This window comes from Terrimonas ginsenosidimutans (genome assembly GCF_022012415.1).
Taxonomy (GTDB): domain Bacteria; phylum Bacteroidota; class Bacteroidia; order Chitinophagales; family Chitinophagaceae; genus Terrimonas_A; species Terrimonas_A ginsenosidimutans.
In genome coordinates, this window is the sequence record NZ_JAKLTR010000001.1 from 484,333 (window position 1) to 500,108 (window position 15,776).

Here is a 15,776-nt window from a genome sequence, read left to right on the forward strand (position 1 = left end):
GCGGATAAAAAGGAAGCGTTTTTATGTAGATCATTCTTTGAGATTTCAAACACTATCCGCACAAAGTACTTCCGGTAATGAACAGTTTATTAAGCGAATATTAAATGATGGAGCGCCTGGAGTCAGCACCATGTGGATAGATGATACGAAGCATACAAAATGACAAATCTCTACGGTATTCTTACCTTTATGGTCATTAGCCCGATTCAATATGTCATCACTTACGATAAGTACTATTCAAACAAGCCTTCATTGGGAGAACAAAGAGGCAAATTTGTCGATGCTGGAAGAGAAGATCATGGCCATTAAAGAAAAGACCGAGATCGTAATTCTCCCGGAGATGTTCAGCACAGGATTTAGTATGCGACCAGAGGCACTGGCGGAAAAGATGGATGGCGTTACTGTGGAATGGATGAAGCGGATTGCGGCCTTTAAAAGAATTATTCTTACCGGCAGTCTTATTATCGAAGAAGATGGTAATTATTATAACCGGTTGATCTGGATGTTGCCGAACGGCCAATACGGAGTATACGATAAACGTCACCGGTTTGCATATGCCGGAGAAGATGATCATTATACAGCCGGCTCAAAACGGTTGATCGCATCGGTTAAGGGCTGGCGCATTAATTTGCTGATCTGCTATGACCTGAGATTTCCTGTCTGGGCAAGGCAACAGTCGCAACCAGAAGGCCCTGAATATGATCTGCTCATATATGTTGCCAACTGGCCTGAAAGGCGCAACCTTGCATGGAAAACACTTTTACAGGCAAGAGCTATCGAAAATCAATCTTATGTCGTTGGCGTGAACAGGGTCGGCGATGACGGGAATGGAATTCATCACTCCGGGGATAGTATGGTGATCGATGCAATGGGAGAAGTGCTTTATCATAAGCAGGAGGATGAAGACATATTCACCATAACTCTTCAGAAAGAGCCACAGGAGACGATCCGTGAAAAGCTGCCTTTCCTCAAGGACGCGGACGGATTCATGTTACTGCATGATTAGCCTCATTGCTGTGCATTGCCCGCCTTGCTTTCATTGATCAGCTGCATCGTTTTCTCCAGCTTATAATCAACTCCTTTTCTGACTGCATCAACTGTTGGTAAAGAAGGAATTTCAGGTTGCACGCCACGTCCGTCTTTCGGTACATTTTTATCAATGACAAGCCTGAATAATGGTAAACGGAAACGCACTTTTGTATTCGGCAATGTCATGTCGGGGATCAGCCACGCCGAATTACCATAGGCGCCGCCGCCGGTTTCTTCACCGACCAGCGTTACGTTTTCCTGGTCTTTCACTGCGCCCGCAAATAATGTTGTGGCAGAGAAAGAATTCCCCCCGATCAGGATATAGGTTTTACCATTAAAATGATTTCTTTTCTTTGGCTTGAACGCATGTCGTTCATAGTACCGGAAGTGATACCTGCCGTCTTTTCTTTTTGTTGCAAACAATGTCATAAAAAGACGATTGAAGAAATCGCTTTCAATGTAACGGCTGTATGTCTTCCGTTTTTTTACAGCATATAAAGAGTCAGATACCTTGAAAGGATGATCTGCAATAAATTTTGTGAGTAAGGTTGAATTAGTAACACTTCCGCCGCCATTTCCTCGAACATCAATGATCAGGTGGGTGATATTGTTCTTGCGCAGTGCCTTGAATGATCGACGGAAGAACGGCTTCAAACCATAACCGCGGCCAAAAGAGTTCAGATCCATCATCGCCACGTGGGTGGTCGTGTCCATTTTCAACAGCCGCACATTATTCCTTCGCATCTGCTTTCTTTCTCTTCGTGATGGCTGCGGCATCTGGCGCCGGGGAAATGCCTGTGATCTCACTGTTGTGTCTGCTACGGGCAGATAAGGCCTTACCTGCACTGTTCCTGACCTCCCGGCACTGTCAATAAACCCTATCCTGTAATAGGAAGGATACCCGAATATCGTGCTGTAAAGAGATCCGAAGAACCCCCGATTGCTTAGCACCTGGTACTTATTGGTTCTGTTATAACCGTCTGTGCCGAGATAAGAGAATAGGGTATCGACAATGCTGTCCATCGGCATACCATTAATGGATGTGATGATCGTTCCGCGTTTCAGAATCGTATCGCGACGATTTAAATTAGCAGCAACGACCGCAGTATCCTGCCAGAGTTTTAAACTGATGGGAAATACACGGCCGACCCTGACCGTGTCCTGGTATTTTAAAAAAGACTTCGAGGGCCTTACCGCAGTGTGACCGCAGTTTATTTTAGCGGTAACATACGAAAGTATTTTCCTGAATGCTGATTCAGATAGAGAATCGTTCAGCAACGCACGGCCTTTGTCAAAAAAGAAATCCATGCTGTCTTTGCTGGTATACCAGTAAAGACCCGGATGCGCTTCTTCCAGGGTTTTCCTGTAGATCGCATAATCCTTTTGTAATGCTTCCGGGGAGTATTTTTTTTCCGGCGAGAAGGAAGATTTTGCGACACCGCAACCGGTTATTATAGCTAAAAGATATAAGAGGAACAGTTGTCGCATAAGGTGTAATTCGCTACGGGATCAGATCAGGATGTCATTTTAGCTATAAAAATCCAAAACGACAATAAATCCGGTGAATTTTAAGAACGGCAGGCGTGGGGAGATAGTACGCCTGCCGGTTTAAATAATTATTGCGCTTTCAAATGATTCCAGCCCTGGGCTGTGATCGCATGTTTGCTGCCGCCTTTCGTGATAATGTTAGCACCCTCTTCGGCTTCGGTCATATAACCGATCACGCTGATCTGCTCATTCAGCACAAGTTTGTCATATTCTGCCTGTGGTATCGTGAACAGCAATTCATAATCTTCGCCGCCACTTAGTGCACAGGCCGTAGGATCGATCTCAAACTTGAACGCCGCCTTCTTCATGTCTTCGGAGATCGGCAATTTATCTTCATAGATCACACAGCCAACATTGCTGTCTTTGCAGATATGAAGGATCTCTGAGCTCAAACCATCGCTGATATCCATCATGGATGTGGGAGTGATAGCTGACTCAGCAAGAAAATCGACAATGTCTTTCCTTGCTTCAGGCTTCAGCAGCCTTCCGATGACATAGGATTCACCCTCAAGATCCGGCTGGACATTTGGGCTTTCCCTGTAAATGCGCTTTTCTCTTTCAAGAAAGAGCAAGCCGACGTAAGCACCGCCAAGATCTCCGCTTACGCAAAGAAGATCACCCTTTTGTGCCGTATTTCTTTTTACGAATTTATCCGGAGCCACTTCACCGATCGCCGTAACTGAAATGATAAAGCCTTTTTGCGAAGAGGTGGTGTCTCCACCCACCAGGTCTACGCCATAAGCGGCACAAGCAGCATATACGCCTTCATAAAACTCGTCCAGGGCTTCAAGGCTGAAACGGTTACTGATGCCCAAACCGATCATGATCTGAGTAGGCGTAGCATTCATTGCATAGATATCGCTAAGATTTACCACCACACTTTTATAACCGAGGTGCTTCAGCGGCGTATACATCAGGTCAAAATGAACGCCTTCGACCAGGAGATCGGTCGTAAGGACGGTTTGCTTACCGAAATGATCGATTACGGCCGCATCATCTCCAACACCCAAAAGTGAAGAAGCATTCTGCAGTTCAATATTTTTGGTGAGATGATCAATCAATCCAAATTCCCCAAGACTGGAGAGCTCTGTTCTTTCCATAGAATCCCATTTAAAGTGATCAAAAGATAGTTTGTTTTAACCATTGCCGAACAGCATCCTTAAAGGTCTTTCTTCAGATTGATTATGTCGAGCATTTCATCATGGATCAGGCCATTAGTAGCCAGAATACGATGACGGTAAGGAGAATAGGGTTTGCCTTCAAAGTCTGTTACTTTTCCCCCTGCCTCTTCAACCATCAGATACCCGGCAGCGCTGTCCCACGCTTCGAGCTTATGCTCATAGAACCCATCGAATCTGCCGCAGGCAACCCAGCAGAGATCGATCGCAGCGGAACCCAGCCGCCTGACAGGTACCCCCTGCCTGATAAAACGGTCAAAAACCTCCAGCGGGCCATTTGCTGAATTGATATATGTGTATGGGAAACCGGTGACCAGGCAGGAATGTAAGGCAGACGTTTGCTGACTCACCCGGATCGGCTGATCATTCAGCGTTGCGCCTGCACCTTTTTCTGCAAGAAAGAACTCATTCAGGTGCGGGTTGAATACGGCGCCAAGGATCATTTGCCCGTCTTTTTCGACACCAATGGAAACGCAGTTCAGCGGGATCCCATGGGCGAAATTGATCGTACCATCAATCGGATCGATGATCCATTTATAATTGGAATCCTGGATGATCTCCCCAGCCTCCTCACTTAATACATAATGATCGGGAAAGCGCGACTTTATCACGTTCAGGATTGCTTTCTCTGAGGCATGATCGGCTTCGGTAACGGGATTATTGATCCCTTCTTTATTGGTGATCTTAAACTCTTTCTGAAAAAAACGCTGCACTTCGGCAGCTCCGGCCCGGGCGGCCTCAATAAGGGTTGTTTTAAGCATGCGCAAAGATACAAATGATGATCGACTGTGAAAGCCGTGACCAGCTCAGTGGGCGGCTTACAGGTACTGAGATTGTCCGTGATTTCCGGCCGTATAACCATTATTCCTCCGTTATTCTTCCGGTCATCTTCCGTTATTTTATGGAGGATGAACGGAGGATTAATGAAAGAAGAGGCTTTAGATCAGCCTCGGATGGCGCAGCTTTCGGGGGTAAGGGCTCACGGAAAGCAAGACATGGCTGGAAGATGCCGGCACTGTCAACAGGCATTTAGAAATCATATCCCAGAAGGGCACTTCACTAAGTCGAAAAGAGAAGCATGATAGAACTCACCCCTCCCCATTTATAACGGAAAGAGAGCGCGCGAAATGGAGAGGTGCCGGCAGCAGAAGGTCAAAAGTCTGTACCTGAAGCGTAATGATATCGCCGGCCCGGGTTCACAGAGGACACCGGCCTTTCCGGAGCCAAAGAGTTGAGGACAGTAAATCTTTTTATCGCAAATCTTCAACTGGTTTTCATTTATTTGCAATACTTATCCAAATTAAACGCTGCTGGTGGATCTATCGGTTATCATAGTCAATTACAACGTCAAATACTTTCTGGAGCAATGCCTTTTTTCCCTGCGGGAAGCATCAAAAGGACTTCGGGTGGAAACGATCGTTGTTGACAATCACTCCAGCGATAATACCCTTGCCTATCTGCAGCCCAAGTTTCCGGCGGTCCGGTTTATTGCTAATGCGGAAAACAGGGGTTTTGCGCAGGCGTGTAACCAGGGCTTGCATCTGGCTAGCGGAAAATTCATTTTATTCCTGAATCCGGACACAGTTCTTCCCGAAGATTGCCTTCATAAATCAATAGCATATCTCCAAAATACTCCCGGAGCCGGAGCTTTGGGTATAAAAATGCTCGATGGAAGCGGAAACTTTCTAAGGGAATCGAAACGGTCATTTCCGTCGCCGATGACGTCTTTTTTTAAACTTACCGGCCTGGCCCGATTATTCCCGCGGTCAAAAGTGTTTGCGCGCTATCATCTCGGAAACCTCGATGAGAACAAAAGCCATGGCGTGGACGTGCTGGCGGGTGCGTTTATGCTCATCAAAAAGGATGTGCTGGATAAAATAGGTTCATTTGATGAAACTTTTTTCATGTACGGTGAAGACGTTGATCTGAGTTACCGGATTCAGAAGGCGGGGTTTGCCAACCATTATTTTGCGGGTTGCAGTATTATTCATTTCAAGGGAGAAAGTACCAAGCGTGGAAGCTTGAATTATGTGAAAATGTTCTATAACGCCATGAGCATTTTCGTACGGAAACACTATGGCGGAAAAAAAGCCGGGATTTTCAGCTCATTGATCCAATTGGCAATCTGGGTGAGAGCTGCTCTTTCTGCAATAGCTACCTTCATCAGGCGGATAGGCCTGCCGATGATTGACGCCCTGCTGATGCTGGTTTCTTTCTGGGTGATGAAAAACGTCTGGAACCAATACGTCAGAACTGATACACAATATGAAACAAGGATCCTGTGGATGGCTTTTCCGGGCTTCACCTTTGTATACCTCGTGGCAGCATACTACGCTGGGTTGTATGATAAATGGTACAAAACTTCAGAGCTGATCCGGTCGACCCTGATCGCTACAATAGTTCTGCTGGCAGGGTATTCATTGCTGCCGGAAGGGCTAAGATTTTCCCGCGGCATTATATTATTCGGCGCAGTTCTGGCTTTTCTGCTGATCGCAATTTTCAGGAAAATATTGACAAAAACAGGAGTTTTGAGCGAAAATGACGGCGAAACCCACGCAAATACGCTGATTATTGGGAATACTGAAGAATACATGCATTGCGTGTCGCTGATCAAAAATGCAGGAACAGGGCAAAATATTGTAGGACGGCTGGCGATCAGCCCGGAAGATACTTCGGCCATCGGTCAGTGGACGGACTTGAATAAAATCGGAAGAACACTTTCCCTGCAGGAGATCATTTTTTGTCAGGGAACATTGGGGTTTAAGGACATTGTAGATTTTTTGCCCCGGGTTGACAAGAAAGCAAGAATTATGATACATGCTGCCGGAAGTGGAAGTATGGTGGGCAGCAGATCAGGAAAAACCCCGGGCGAATTCGTATCTACAGAGGGCAGCTTCCAACTTTCAAGTCCTTACCTGAGAAGATTGAAAAGACTGCTGGATGTTTCTTTTGCGATTATGGCTTTGCTGAGTTTTCCCATACAACTGATAGCGGTGAAAAACCCTTTTCGATTTTTCACAAATTGCTTTCTGATAATTTTTGGTAAGAGAACATGGGTTGGCTACTTCAGATCATCACCGGCTTTGCCGCGGTTAAGAACAGGAGTGCTGGCAAGTAATGGAATACCCTTCTCGATGATACAATCGCTGCCAGCGGAAAGTCTGCACATGATCGATTACTGGTATGCGCGCGATTATGAACTGTCAACCGATATCAAACTCATATGGGCAGGATATAGAAATCTTGGAAATTAAACACCGGATCAGAGCCTTGTTGGCCCGAATAATGTGTTGAAGTAGTGAGGTATAGTAATTACCGATCAAGTATAAAGTAAATACCTATTGCGGTCTTCTGCATATATTCGCATATTCGCGTGTATTTGCGTTCATCGCATATTAAATTATGGCATCGATCATCGATATAAAGTTACCCAGAGCGCTTGCAACTGCCCTGCGGATCCCTCAAAATGATCCAAAGCGTCAGCAAGTGAAGGTGTTGAAAAAGTTGTTGAAGAAAGCTCGGTTTACAGAATTCGGGCAAAAGTATCGTTTCGATGAAGCGCTGCTTAACCGGAACACAGCTAAACGCTTCCAGGAATTGGTGCCGGTGCATGATTACAATAAGATCTATAATGAATGGTGGGAAAAAACGCTGGAAGGCGTTCCTGATGTGACCTGGCCGGGGAAAATAAAATTCTACGCACTTAGCTCCGGTACTTCTGAATCCGCCAGCAAATATATTCCTGTTACCAAAGACCTGCTTCGAAGCAATACGATCAATTATATAAGACAACTGATCAGTGTGTTTGGTTATGAAGATGCAAATCGCAAAGCACTGACCAAAGGATTTCTTATGCTTGGGGGAGCAACGGATCTGCAAAAGGGTGCAGCCGGCTGGTATGCAGGCGATCTTAGCGGTATTCTCGCCAAGAAAAGACCATTCTGGTTTCAGACATTTTACAAACCGGGAGGAAGGATCGCAGCAATTAAAGACTGGAATCAGAAACTGAACGAGATCGTTGAACATGCAAAAGAATGGGACATCGGTTATATAGTAGGCGTACCTGCCTGGTGCCAGATGTGCATGGAAATGATCATAGAGCACTATAAGGTTAAAAATATTCATGAGATCTGGCCAAACTTCGGTGTGTTTGTTCATGGAGGAGTAGCATTCGAGCCATATAAGAAGGGCTTCGAAAAGCTGCTTGGCAAACCGATCGTGTATATCGAAAATTATCTTTCCAGTGAGGGATTTATCGGCTATAAAACGAGAGAACATGCAAAAGGAATGCAGCTCGTATTAAACAATAATATATTCTTTGAATTTGTTCCATTTGATGATAAAAACTTTGATGCAGATGGAAAAATTAACGCGAATCCAGAAGCAAAAATGATCCACGAAGTGGAAGCAGGGAAAGAATATGCACTTTTGATGAGTACTAATGCGGGGGCATGGCGATATATGATCGGGGATACTATCAAGTTTGTAGACCTGGAGAAAAGTGAAGTGGTGATCACCGGCAGAACAAAACACTTTCTTAGCCTTGTAGGTGAACACCTGAGCGTGGAGAACATGAACAAAGCCATCGAGGACATAAGCGAAGAATACAATATCAGCGTGCCGGAATACACGGTCGTGGGATTTCCGTACGAAGGGTTTTTCGCCCATAAATGGTATATCGCGACAGATGATCAGATCGATGCAGAAAAGGTGCGCCAGCGGATCGACGATACACTTCGAAAAATTAATGATGATTACGCGACTGAGCGTGATAGTGCATTAAAAGGAATGTTTCTTGAAGTGTTATCGGAGGAACAGTTTTTGAAGTTCATGGAACTAAAGGGGAAGCTGGGAAGCCAGCATAAGTTTCCCCGGGTAATGAAAGGAAAGATGCTCGAAGAATGGAACCGTTTCCTTGAAACGGGGACTATCTAATATTTTAAAAGCGATTAAGAGGCCTCTTTCATAATTTTGAAAGAGGTTTATCTTTTTCAGACATTCTTTACTTGTATGTGGGAATCCTTACTTAAGGGAATCGTATTGGGATTATGGCTGACGATTTCAGTAGGACCCGTCATGTTCTCAATCATCAAACAGAGTTTGAACAACGGGCATAGAGGGGGTATTGCATTTGTGCTTGGCGTTTCGTTCAGCGATATATTACTTGTATTGGTGAGCAACGTATTTACTGAACTCTTCAGTAGTATCAGCAGTCATCGGGTGCCCATTGGCATATCCGGCAGCATCTTTTTGATTGGCCTGGGCGTATACTTTGTTTTTTTCAAAAAAGTGAAAGTAAATGAACAGGGTCAGCAGGCAACGATCAGTTTCAGGAAAAGTGATTATGCCAAGATATTTCTGTCAGGGTTCTTCATGAATCTTTTAAACCCCGGAATTTTTCTGTTCTGGATCACCGCATCTTCTACGATGCTAAGCCACACTGTTGAACAAAGGATCATAATCTATGCGACCTGTTTGTTAATGGTGCTTGCCAGTGATATAGCCAAAGTGATGCTGGCCGGCAAGATCCGGAACCGGCTTACTCCTCATAATATTCATATCATTAACCGGATCAATGGAATCATTTTAATAGGCTTCGGGATTGCATTGATCTGGGGACTTCTTGTTTACCTGAAACGAATGTAAGGACGCTCCCCAAGGCCATCTTCTGCAAAGGGTTAAACCCTTTTAACAATTAAAAAGAGCGGGAGATTGTAAGTTTGGGACATGAACCGCCTGCTTATATCCTTCCTGTTATTGTTTTCTTTTTCTACCGCGTCGGCCCAGTCCGGCTATCTTTTCGTAAAAAAAGGATTGAAGAAAAAGAGAACCTATACAGAATATGATAATATTTATCTGAAATTGACCAGCGGAGCCTATAAATATGGCATGATCACACGTCTAATGAATGATACGATCTGGCTGTCCGGCAACCCCATCCCTAAAAATGATGTGGCAGAGGTGGTGATCAGGAGGAAGGAAAAAAAGAGTTTTCATGTTGGTGTAACGAATATGCTCCTGGTTACGGCGGGTGTTGCACTTACAACGGCTGGTTTGTCCGCAAGTAAGCAAGCGACATTTAAAGAAGCACTTACTGCAGGCCTTGTGCTCGGTTACGGGCCGCTTGTTATCGGATACGCCAGCAAGAAGATCTCCCTGAGCCGTAAGAGCTATAAGATCGGTCGAAAATTCCGCTTACAGATGCTGGACTTTTACATACCAAGAAAACGTGCATTCTGATCTCAGCGACGTGATCCTTCGCTTTTTGCTATAACAATCGTCCAAAACCTGCCAACAATAAACACTATTGTGTATTATTGTAATGAATGAAGGAGTCAGGATTTTTTCAGAAATTTTGGTGGTGGACCAAGCGGATCTTCCTCGCGCTTTTTATCGCACAGTTCGTGTATATCATCCTGTTGAAATGGGTTGACCCTCCTGTAACAATGACCCAATTCTGGAGTTGGGTGACCGGGCACGGTTTAAAACGCGACTATGTAGACCGTGACGAAATCTCCCCTAATGCCAAACTTGCTGTCATCGCTTCGGAGGATCAATTGTTTGTTGATCACAATGGCTTCGACTGGAAAAGCATCCAGAAAGCAATGAAGTATAATGAGAAAAAGCCGGGACGAGTTCGCGGGGGGAGCACCATCAGCCAGCAGGTTGCAAAAAATGTTTTCCTGTGGCAGGGCCGGGGGTGGTTTCGCAAAGGCCTCGAAGCTTATTTCACATTTATGATCGAGAAGATCTGGGGTAAAAAGAGGATAATGGAGGTTTATTTGAATGTAATTGAAATGGGCGATGGGATCTTTGGGATAGAAAAAGCAGCAAACATTTATTTCAATAAATCCGCAGCACAACTTAGTCAGGCCGAAGCGGCGCTTATTGCAGCGTGTTTACCAAGTCCGAAGAGATACAAAGTGAAACCCGCGTCTTCGTTTATGATAGGCCGGCAGAGAAAGATCATGCAACAGATGAATTTCCTGCGTTCTGACCCGGATATCCAGGAAGTTATTTTTCCTGATAATGTCAAACAGGTAAAAGCAAAAAAATAACCGGAATACAGGCGTATAGTAGCCCTGGGAGTGTTTTAGAAAGGTGGCGGTGGAGGTTTGCCCTAGAACGATCCATCCAGTTGGTTTACCGCGCTGATAGCAATTGCTAACCGATCTTCGTAGTTGCCACTAATATCAACCCATGGGGTCGATTGATTGATCATTATGTCTTTATAGATATTGTACAACTTTTGCCTGGTCTCCAGATCAGGATACTCCCTTAGTTCATCCTGGGTCCAGGGAAGGTCCACATTACACAAAAGATAGAGATCATATTTACGGGAGACGATATTATCAAGGATGAAGCGGTGACAATCTCCAAAGACGAATTCGCACCACACCTTCATAACATACATATCTGTGTCAATAAACAAGGGGATATGCCCGCCATCTTCAAGTAGCGGCAATGAGTGTTCTTCCAGTTTTTCTGTGCATTCATCCTCGAGAGTGAGCTGACCCTTAGCAATGGTCAGAAGGTCTTCATAAGCATATTCCTTTCCATTTGACAACAAAAATTCCCGCGCGAATTCGGGAACCCAATCGGTTTCATAATGCTCCGCCAGTTGTGCTGCCAGGGTGCTTTTACCTGTACTTTCCGGCCCTATGATAACGATTTTTTTAAGCATGATTTTCTTTGGCTCTTTTCCGCCATTCGATCAGGCCGAATATAGCCATAATGAATAATACAATGTAGAAGACACTTGTAAATGTGAGCCCTTTTACAAAATAGAGAGGCACGGACGCTGTATTCGTAGCCAACCACCAATACCAGCTTTCGACCTTTTTTCTGGCCATCAGCAACATCCCTGTAAAGGCTGTAGCCGTTGCAAGAGCATCTCCAAAAGGAATTGTTCCGGGAGAAAAGCTTTTCTGAAGCAAGGTTAACGCCGTATAGAAGACAATATAAAAGGCACCAAAAAATAAAAATTGATCCCGCAACTCGCGACGGGAAGAAAAAGAAATTTTTACAACGTGCTGCTCCTGCGGGTCCCGCTTTGCCCACAGTATCCAACCATAAATACTCATAGCTGTATAGTAAAGATTTACGGTTGCTTCGCCAAAAAGCTGGTACTTGAAACTAAGGAAGACATAGCTGATCGTGCTGACCAGCCCGACCGGATATACCCAAATATTTTCAAGCCGGCTGAACCAAACACTCGCAATGCCAGTAATGATTGCGATATATTCAACCCAGGTTGCGTTTCTAAAACCTGTAATAAATTGCTGGTAGATTTCCTGTAATTGCACGTTTACAAAGCTAAGCGTTAAAAGGGGGAAAAGAGTATGTGAGAGTTTTGGACCGGGTTGTTTTGAGGTTATTATGGATCTGTGCGCGGTTTTTTATATCGCTTAATACTTTTAAGATATCGCGTACCTTTTGTGGTTTCAAATCTTGTGGGCACCTGTTGCCACTTTCCCTCATTGTCAAAGTCCCAAACAAGGAAATGAAGATGCGGAAATGCTGCGTAACCAGTTTTACCACTTAGTGCGATGACCTGTCCTTTTTTGACCGTATCACCAACATTTACCAGTGCACCATCTTTTTGAAGATGCCAGTATCCAGCCCTGGAACCATCTGCATGTTGAATAACGATGTTATTTCCATCTGCCCGGTATTTTTTGTTAAGACCTCCACGCTCTCCATCTTCCTTCACCCGGACCACAATACCATCACGTGCTGCACAGATCTTTGTTCCGCGTTTCATTTTGAAATCCAGGGCTGCCCTTTCTTTGTGTGAGAACCGGCTGAAATACCCCTGAACCATCCAGTAACTTTTTCCCTGTTCATAAGGAAGCGCATATACATAACTGCTGTCGTCTACAATGATCCCACGCTGTAACTTTCTTACTTCTTCACGTAGTGGATTTTTGCTGACAGAACATCCAGCACCCAGGAAAGAAGCAAAAAGAAGAAGTTTCGTTATCGAAAGCCTGCTAAAGTTCATGGCTGGAAATTAAGCAGCGCAGGCCGAATAAAGGGTTAAAATTTTGTAAGAAGATTAAAAATACGGAAGGATACCTGGAGCTTTAAGATCTGTTTGACCATCATGATTTAAAGCCCTCACACATTTTTTTTAGGTTGACCAGTCCCTGTTCAAATTGTTTGTTGAGACTTTTATTCAGCATTGGCCCCATTAGGCGGGCGATGGGCCAGGGCAATTCGCCGCTGTTCTGCCAGGTTACTTTTGTATCCTCATTGCCCCAATGTTCGAAAAGCCAGTTGTCTTTGGCCTTACTTGCAAAAGGTTTTACAAACTCCAGTTGAAAATGAATATGTTTACTATCAAGGCTTAACAAGGTTAGACTCCCAATACCGACTTTTCTTCCCTCCCAGCTGTAACGATGCCCCTTTGTTTTAGGCTCTCCTGTAATGGTCGCTTTAGAAGAAGGATCCATTTGCTGCCAGGGGTTCCAGGCCCGATAGTGATTAAGATCTCCAACATTGTTCATCACAATATCCGCCGGGCAATGTATAACGATTGTCTTTTCGATGTTAAACCGTTTGGGCAGAAAGGCGGCCACAAATAGTAATAAGGCAATAAAGCTGGCAAAAACTATTACAAAAGTGATCATGTAGGTGGTTTTGGTCTGTCAAATTACTGAATTGGCGTGGAAGACGCAAGATTCGTATTTGCAGACTGTTCAGAACGAACTTTCCAGGGCGAATAGCCGGAATTGAATGCCTGGCATGTATGGGCATATTTTTGCCTCCCGATTTGTTATCAGGCAGAAGATGACGATTAATATTTTATCCGGTTGATCTTTAACTGATTCGTTTTGTCTTTATTTAATATCCCTCACTCTTATCAGCGTGAAGGTGCTGAATAATATTAAGCATCGCCTCTTACGAAAAGGGTGTTGCTCGAGCACGCCCCCTTTCATAAGAGACGATGCAGTAACATTCGCGAAACACGAATATCACACAATGTGGAAGCCAAACAAGGTGAAAAAAACAAAGATCTGTGGGAAAAAAACATATTTCATCGGAGGACAAGACGGGCACAAAATCCGGAAGTTCAACAGCTGGCTTTCCTAACTTTGACTAAATAGTTGTCATATGAAAATTGCTGTTCTTGGCGCCGGAATGGTCGGTCGGGCGATAGCGCTCGATCTGGTAAAAGACCACCAGGTAAGTTCATTTGATATAAGCCAATCCAACCTTGACCTTCTCTCTTCTTATAGAACAGCCGTCCAGCTTAACCAGGCAGATCTTTCCTTGGTCTCTGATTACCCCGGTTGGTTAAGTGCTTTTGATCTGGTTGTTACCGCCGTTCCTGGCTTTATGGGCTACGCTACACTTGAGGCCGTGATCAAATCAGGAAAGAATGTGGTCGACATATCTTTTTTTCCTGAAAACGCTCTCGAGCTGGATCACCTGGCTATCCAAAACAACTGCACTGTAATTACCGACTGCGGTGTTGCTCCCGGAATGAGCAATTTCATAATTGGCCGCTACAATTCAGAAATGGATATAGCATCGATCAGCTGCTATGTTGGCGGACTACCCAAAAACAAAATACCTCCGTTTGAATACAAAGCGCCATTCTCTCCGGTCGATGTCATACAGGAATATATAAGACCCGCAAGACTTAAAGAAAACGGCGTGATCGTAACAAAGCCGGCAATGAGTGAAATCGAAAACCTGACCTTTGATGGAGTTGGAACGCTCGAAGCATTTAATACAGATGGCCTCCGCAGTCTGCTATTCACAATGTCACACATTCCTGATATGAAAGAGAAAACGCTGCGTTATCCCGGACATGCAAAACTCATTACAGATCTGCAGAACGCTGGTTTTTTTAGTGAAACGCCGATGATCGTGAATGGGCAATCCATCAAGCCCCTGGATTTTACCTCCCAGCTGCTGATCGATCAATGGAAACTTCATCCGGGAGAAGAAGAACTGACCGTCATGCGTGTTACATTGAAAGGAAAAAACAACACAATCGAGTATGAGCTGCTTGATCATTATGACACACGAACAGGATTGTCTTCAATGGCCAGAACCACTGGGTTCACCTGTACGGCAGCAGTAAACCTTATAACCAAGGGACTATTCGACAGGAAGGGTGTTTTCCCTCCGGAATTGATCGGGAAAGACAGAGAATGCTTTGACTTCGTTATTGATTATCTGAAAGAGCGCGGCGTAAACTGGAGACGAACGAATCGTTAGGGAATGCCGGTTTATACGAACGCGAACAGGATCGGCATATAAAAAAAGAGGCGCGTAAGAGAACTTACACGCCTGAAATATTTCAAAAATAAAAATCCTTATTCAGCTTCAGCGACAACCTCTTTGACCTCAGGGATCATCCTTTTCATCATCCCTTCAATACCAGCTTTCAAGGTGATCATTGATGATGGGCAGCCGCTACAGCTTCCCTGCATTGCCAGATTTACCGTGCCGGCATCATAGCTTTTGAACTGGATAGCACCGCCATCCATTTCAACCGCCGGGCGAACATAGTTATCGAGCAGTTCTTTAATGCGTTTTACCACGTCATCATCGTCAGCTGCCACTTCATTGCTGCTTACCGGTTTAACAGCAGCGATCTCTTCTTCATTTACCACCGTTTTACCTTCTTCCAGATAATCTTTTAAAAACTGGCGAATAGAAGGAATAACATCATTCCAATCCGTATCCACAGTCTTTGTCAGCGTAACGAAGTTACTGGCGATAAAAACTGCTTTAATAAAAGGGAATCCAAAGAGCTCAGTGGCCAATGGAGAGGGTTTTGCGCTTTCTGCATCAGGAAAGTCAATGCTTCTGCCTGGATAAAGAAGTTTATTTGCAACAAACTTCATTGTCTCCGGGTTGGGAGTCATTTCAGTATAAATGCTGATGATCGGATTACCAGTTTTTATCATAACACACGAGGTTTAAAATTGTGCATCCCTTGTTCAGTAGTTCAGCCGCCGCTTAAGTTCAGGCTGACGGGACGGCACAAAAATAACAATAAAA

At 44.5% G+C, this 15,776-nt stretch carries 16 protein-coding genes; 8 read left to right on the forward strand and 8 right to left on the reverse strand.

From position 1 onward, the window contains the following. The first annotated feature begins 211 nt into the window (after window positions 1-211). Window positions 212-1,006, forward strand: a complete 795-nt coding sequence (locus tag LZZ85_RS02000) for an amidohydrolase (protein ID WP_237868250.1) — start codon at window positions 212-214, stop codon at window positions 1,004-1,006. A gap of 2 nt (window positions 1,007-1,008) precedes the next feature. Here the strand turns inward: LZZ85_RS02000 and LZZ85_RS02005 are convergent, their stop codons facing one another. From LZZ85_RS02005 to LZZ85_RS02015, 3 genes are all read right to left on the reverse strand, one after another. After that, on the reverse strand, window positions 1,009-2,517 hold the full coding sequence (locus tag LZZ85_RS02005; RefSeq protein WP_237868251.1) for a S41 family peptidase: 1,509 nt from the start codon (window positions 2,515-2,517) through the stop codon (window positions 1,009-1,011). Between the two features lie 128 nt (window positions 2,518-2,645). Next, on the reverse strand, window positions 2,646-3,677 hold the full coding sequence (gene thiL / locus LZZ85_RS02010) for a thiamine-phosphate kinase (RefSeq protein WP_237868252.1): 1,032 nt from the start codon (window positions 3,675-3,677) through the stop codon (window positions 2,646-2,648). Between the two features lie 59 nt (window positions 3,678-3,736). Then, window positions 3,737-4,516 carry an inositol monophosphatase family protein gene (locus LZZ85_RS02015; RefSeq protein ID WP_237868253.1) on the reverse strand — a complete coding sequence of 260 codons (780 nt, stop codon included), beginning with the start codon at window positions 4,514-4,516 and terminating at the stop codon, window positions 3,737-3,739. A 14-nt stretch (window positions 4,517-4,530) separates the two neighbouring features. On the opposite strand from LZZ85_RS02015, the gene LZZ85_RS02020 reads away from it, so the two are divergent. The 6 genes from LZZ85_RS02020 (at window position 4,531) to mtgA (ending at window position 10,813) form a co-directional block, all read left to right on the forward strand. Then, entirely contained in the window at window positions 4,531-4,788 is a 258-nt protein-coding gene (locus LZZ85_RS02020; RefSeq protein WP_237868254.1) for a hypothetical protein, read from the forward strand. A gap of 280 nt (window positions 4,789-5,068) precedes the next feature. After that, complete coding sequence (locus LZZ85_RS02025; RefSeq protein ID WP_237868255.1) at window positions 5,069-7,009, forward strand: glycosyltransferase family 2 protein; 1,941 nt, start codon at window positions 5,069-5,071, stop codon at window positions 7,007-7,009. Between the two features lie 148 nt (window positions 7,010-7,157). Next, window positions 7,158-8,690, forward strand: a complete 1,533-nt coding sequence (locus tag LZZ85_RS02030; RefSeq protein WP_237868256.1) for a GH3 family acyl-acid amido synthetase — start codon at window positions 7,158-7,160, stop codon at window positions 8,688-8,690. Window positions 8,691-8,765: 75 nt separating this feature from the next. Further along, the gene (locus LZZ85_RS02035; RefSeq protein ID WP_255723968.1) at window positions 8,766-9,401 is read left to right on the forward strand and encodes a LysE family translocator; all 636 of its coding nucleotides are present in this window, start codon (window positions 8,766-8,768) and stop codon (window positions 9,399-9,401) included. Between the two features lie 81 nt (window positions 9,402-9,482). Next, window positions 9,483-9,995 (forward strand): hypothetical protein, encoded by a 513-nt coding sequence (locus tag LZZ85_RS02040; RefSeq protein WP_237868258.1) that lies wholly within the window; start codon window positions 9,483-9,485, stop codon window positions 9,993-9,995. Window positions 9,996-10,081: 86 nt separating this feature from the next. After that, window positions 10,082-10,813, forward strand: coding sequence for a monofunctional biosynthetic peptidoglycan transglycosylase (gene mtgA / locus LZZ85_RS02045; RefSeq protein WP_237868259.1), 732 nt, complete (start codon window positions 10,082-10,084; stop codon window positions 10,811-10,813). Between the two features lie 62 nt (window positions 10,814-10,875). Here mtgA and LZZ85_RS02050 read toward each other — a convergent pair whose 3' ends face one another. The 4 genes from LZZ85_RS02050 to LZZ85_RS02065 all read right to left on the reverse strand — a co-directional run bounded on the left by LZZ85_RS02050 (window position 10,876) and on the right by LZZ85_RS02065 (window position 13,387). Further along, entirely contained in the window at window positions 10,876-11,439 is a 564-nt protein-coding gene (locus LZZ85_RS02050; protein ID WP_237868260.1) for an AAA family ATPase, read from the reverse strand. Next, a complete protein-coding gene (gene pnuC / locus LZZ85_RS02055; RefSeq protein WP_237868261.1) occupies window positions 11,432-12,061 on the reverse strand; it encodes a nicotinamide riboside transporter PnuC in 630 nt (209 codons plus the stop codon). Before pnuC ends, LZZ85_RS02050 begins: the two co-directional genes overlap by 8 nt. A gap of 71 nt (window positions 12,062-12,132) precedes the next feature. Beyond that, complete coding sequence (locus LZZ85_RS02060; RefSeq protein WP_237868262.1) at window positions 12,133-12,759, reverse strand: M23 family metallopeptidase; 627 nt, start codon at window positions 12,757-12,759, stop codon at window positions 12,133-12,135. A 100-nt stretch (window positions 12,760-12,859) separates the two neighbouring features. After that, window positions 12,860-13,387, reverse strand: a complete 528-nt coding sequence (locus LZZ85_RS02065; protein WP_237868263.1) for an SRPBCC family protein — start codon at window positions 13,385-13,387, stop codon at window positions 12,860-12,862. Between the two features lie 484 nt (window positions 13,388-13,871). On the opposite strand from LZZ85_RS02065, the gene LZZ85_RS02070 reads away from it, so the two are divergent. After that, the gene (locus tag LZZ85_RS02070) at window positions 13,872-14,987 is read left to right on the forward strand and encodes a saccharopine dehydrogenase family protein (protein WP_237868264.1); all 1,116 of its coding nucleotides are present in this window, start codon (window positions 13,872-13,874) and stop codon (window positions 14,985-14,987) included. 98 nt (window positions 14,988-15,085) lie between these two features. Here LZZ85_RS02070 and LZZ85_RS02075 read toward each other — a convergent pair whose 3' ends face one another. Next, on the reverse strand, window positions 15,086-15,682 hold the full coding sequence (locus LZZ85_RS02075) for a NifU family protein (protein ID WP_237868265.1): 597 nt from the start codon (window positions 15,680-15,682) through the stop codon (window positions 15,086-15,088). Between the last annotated feature and the right edge of the window lie 94 nt (window positions 15,683-15,776).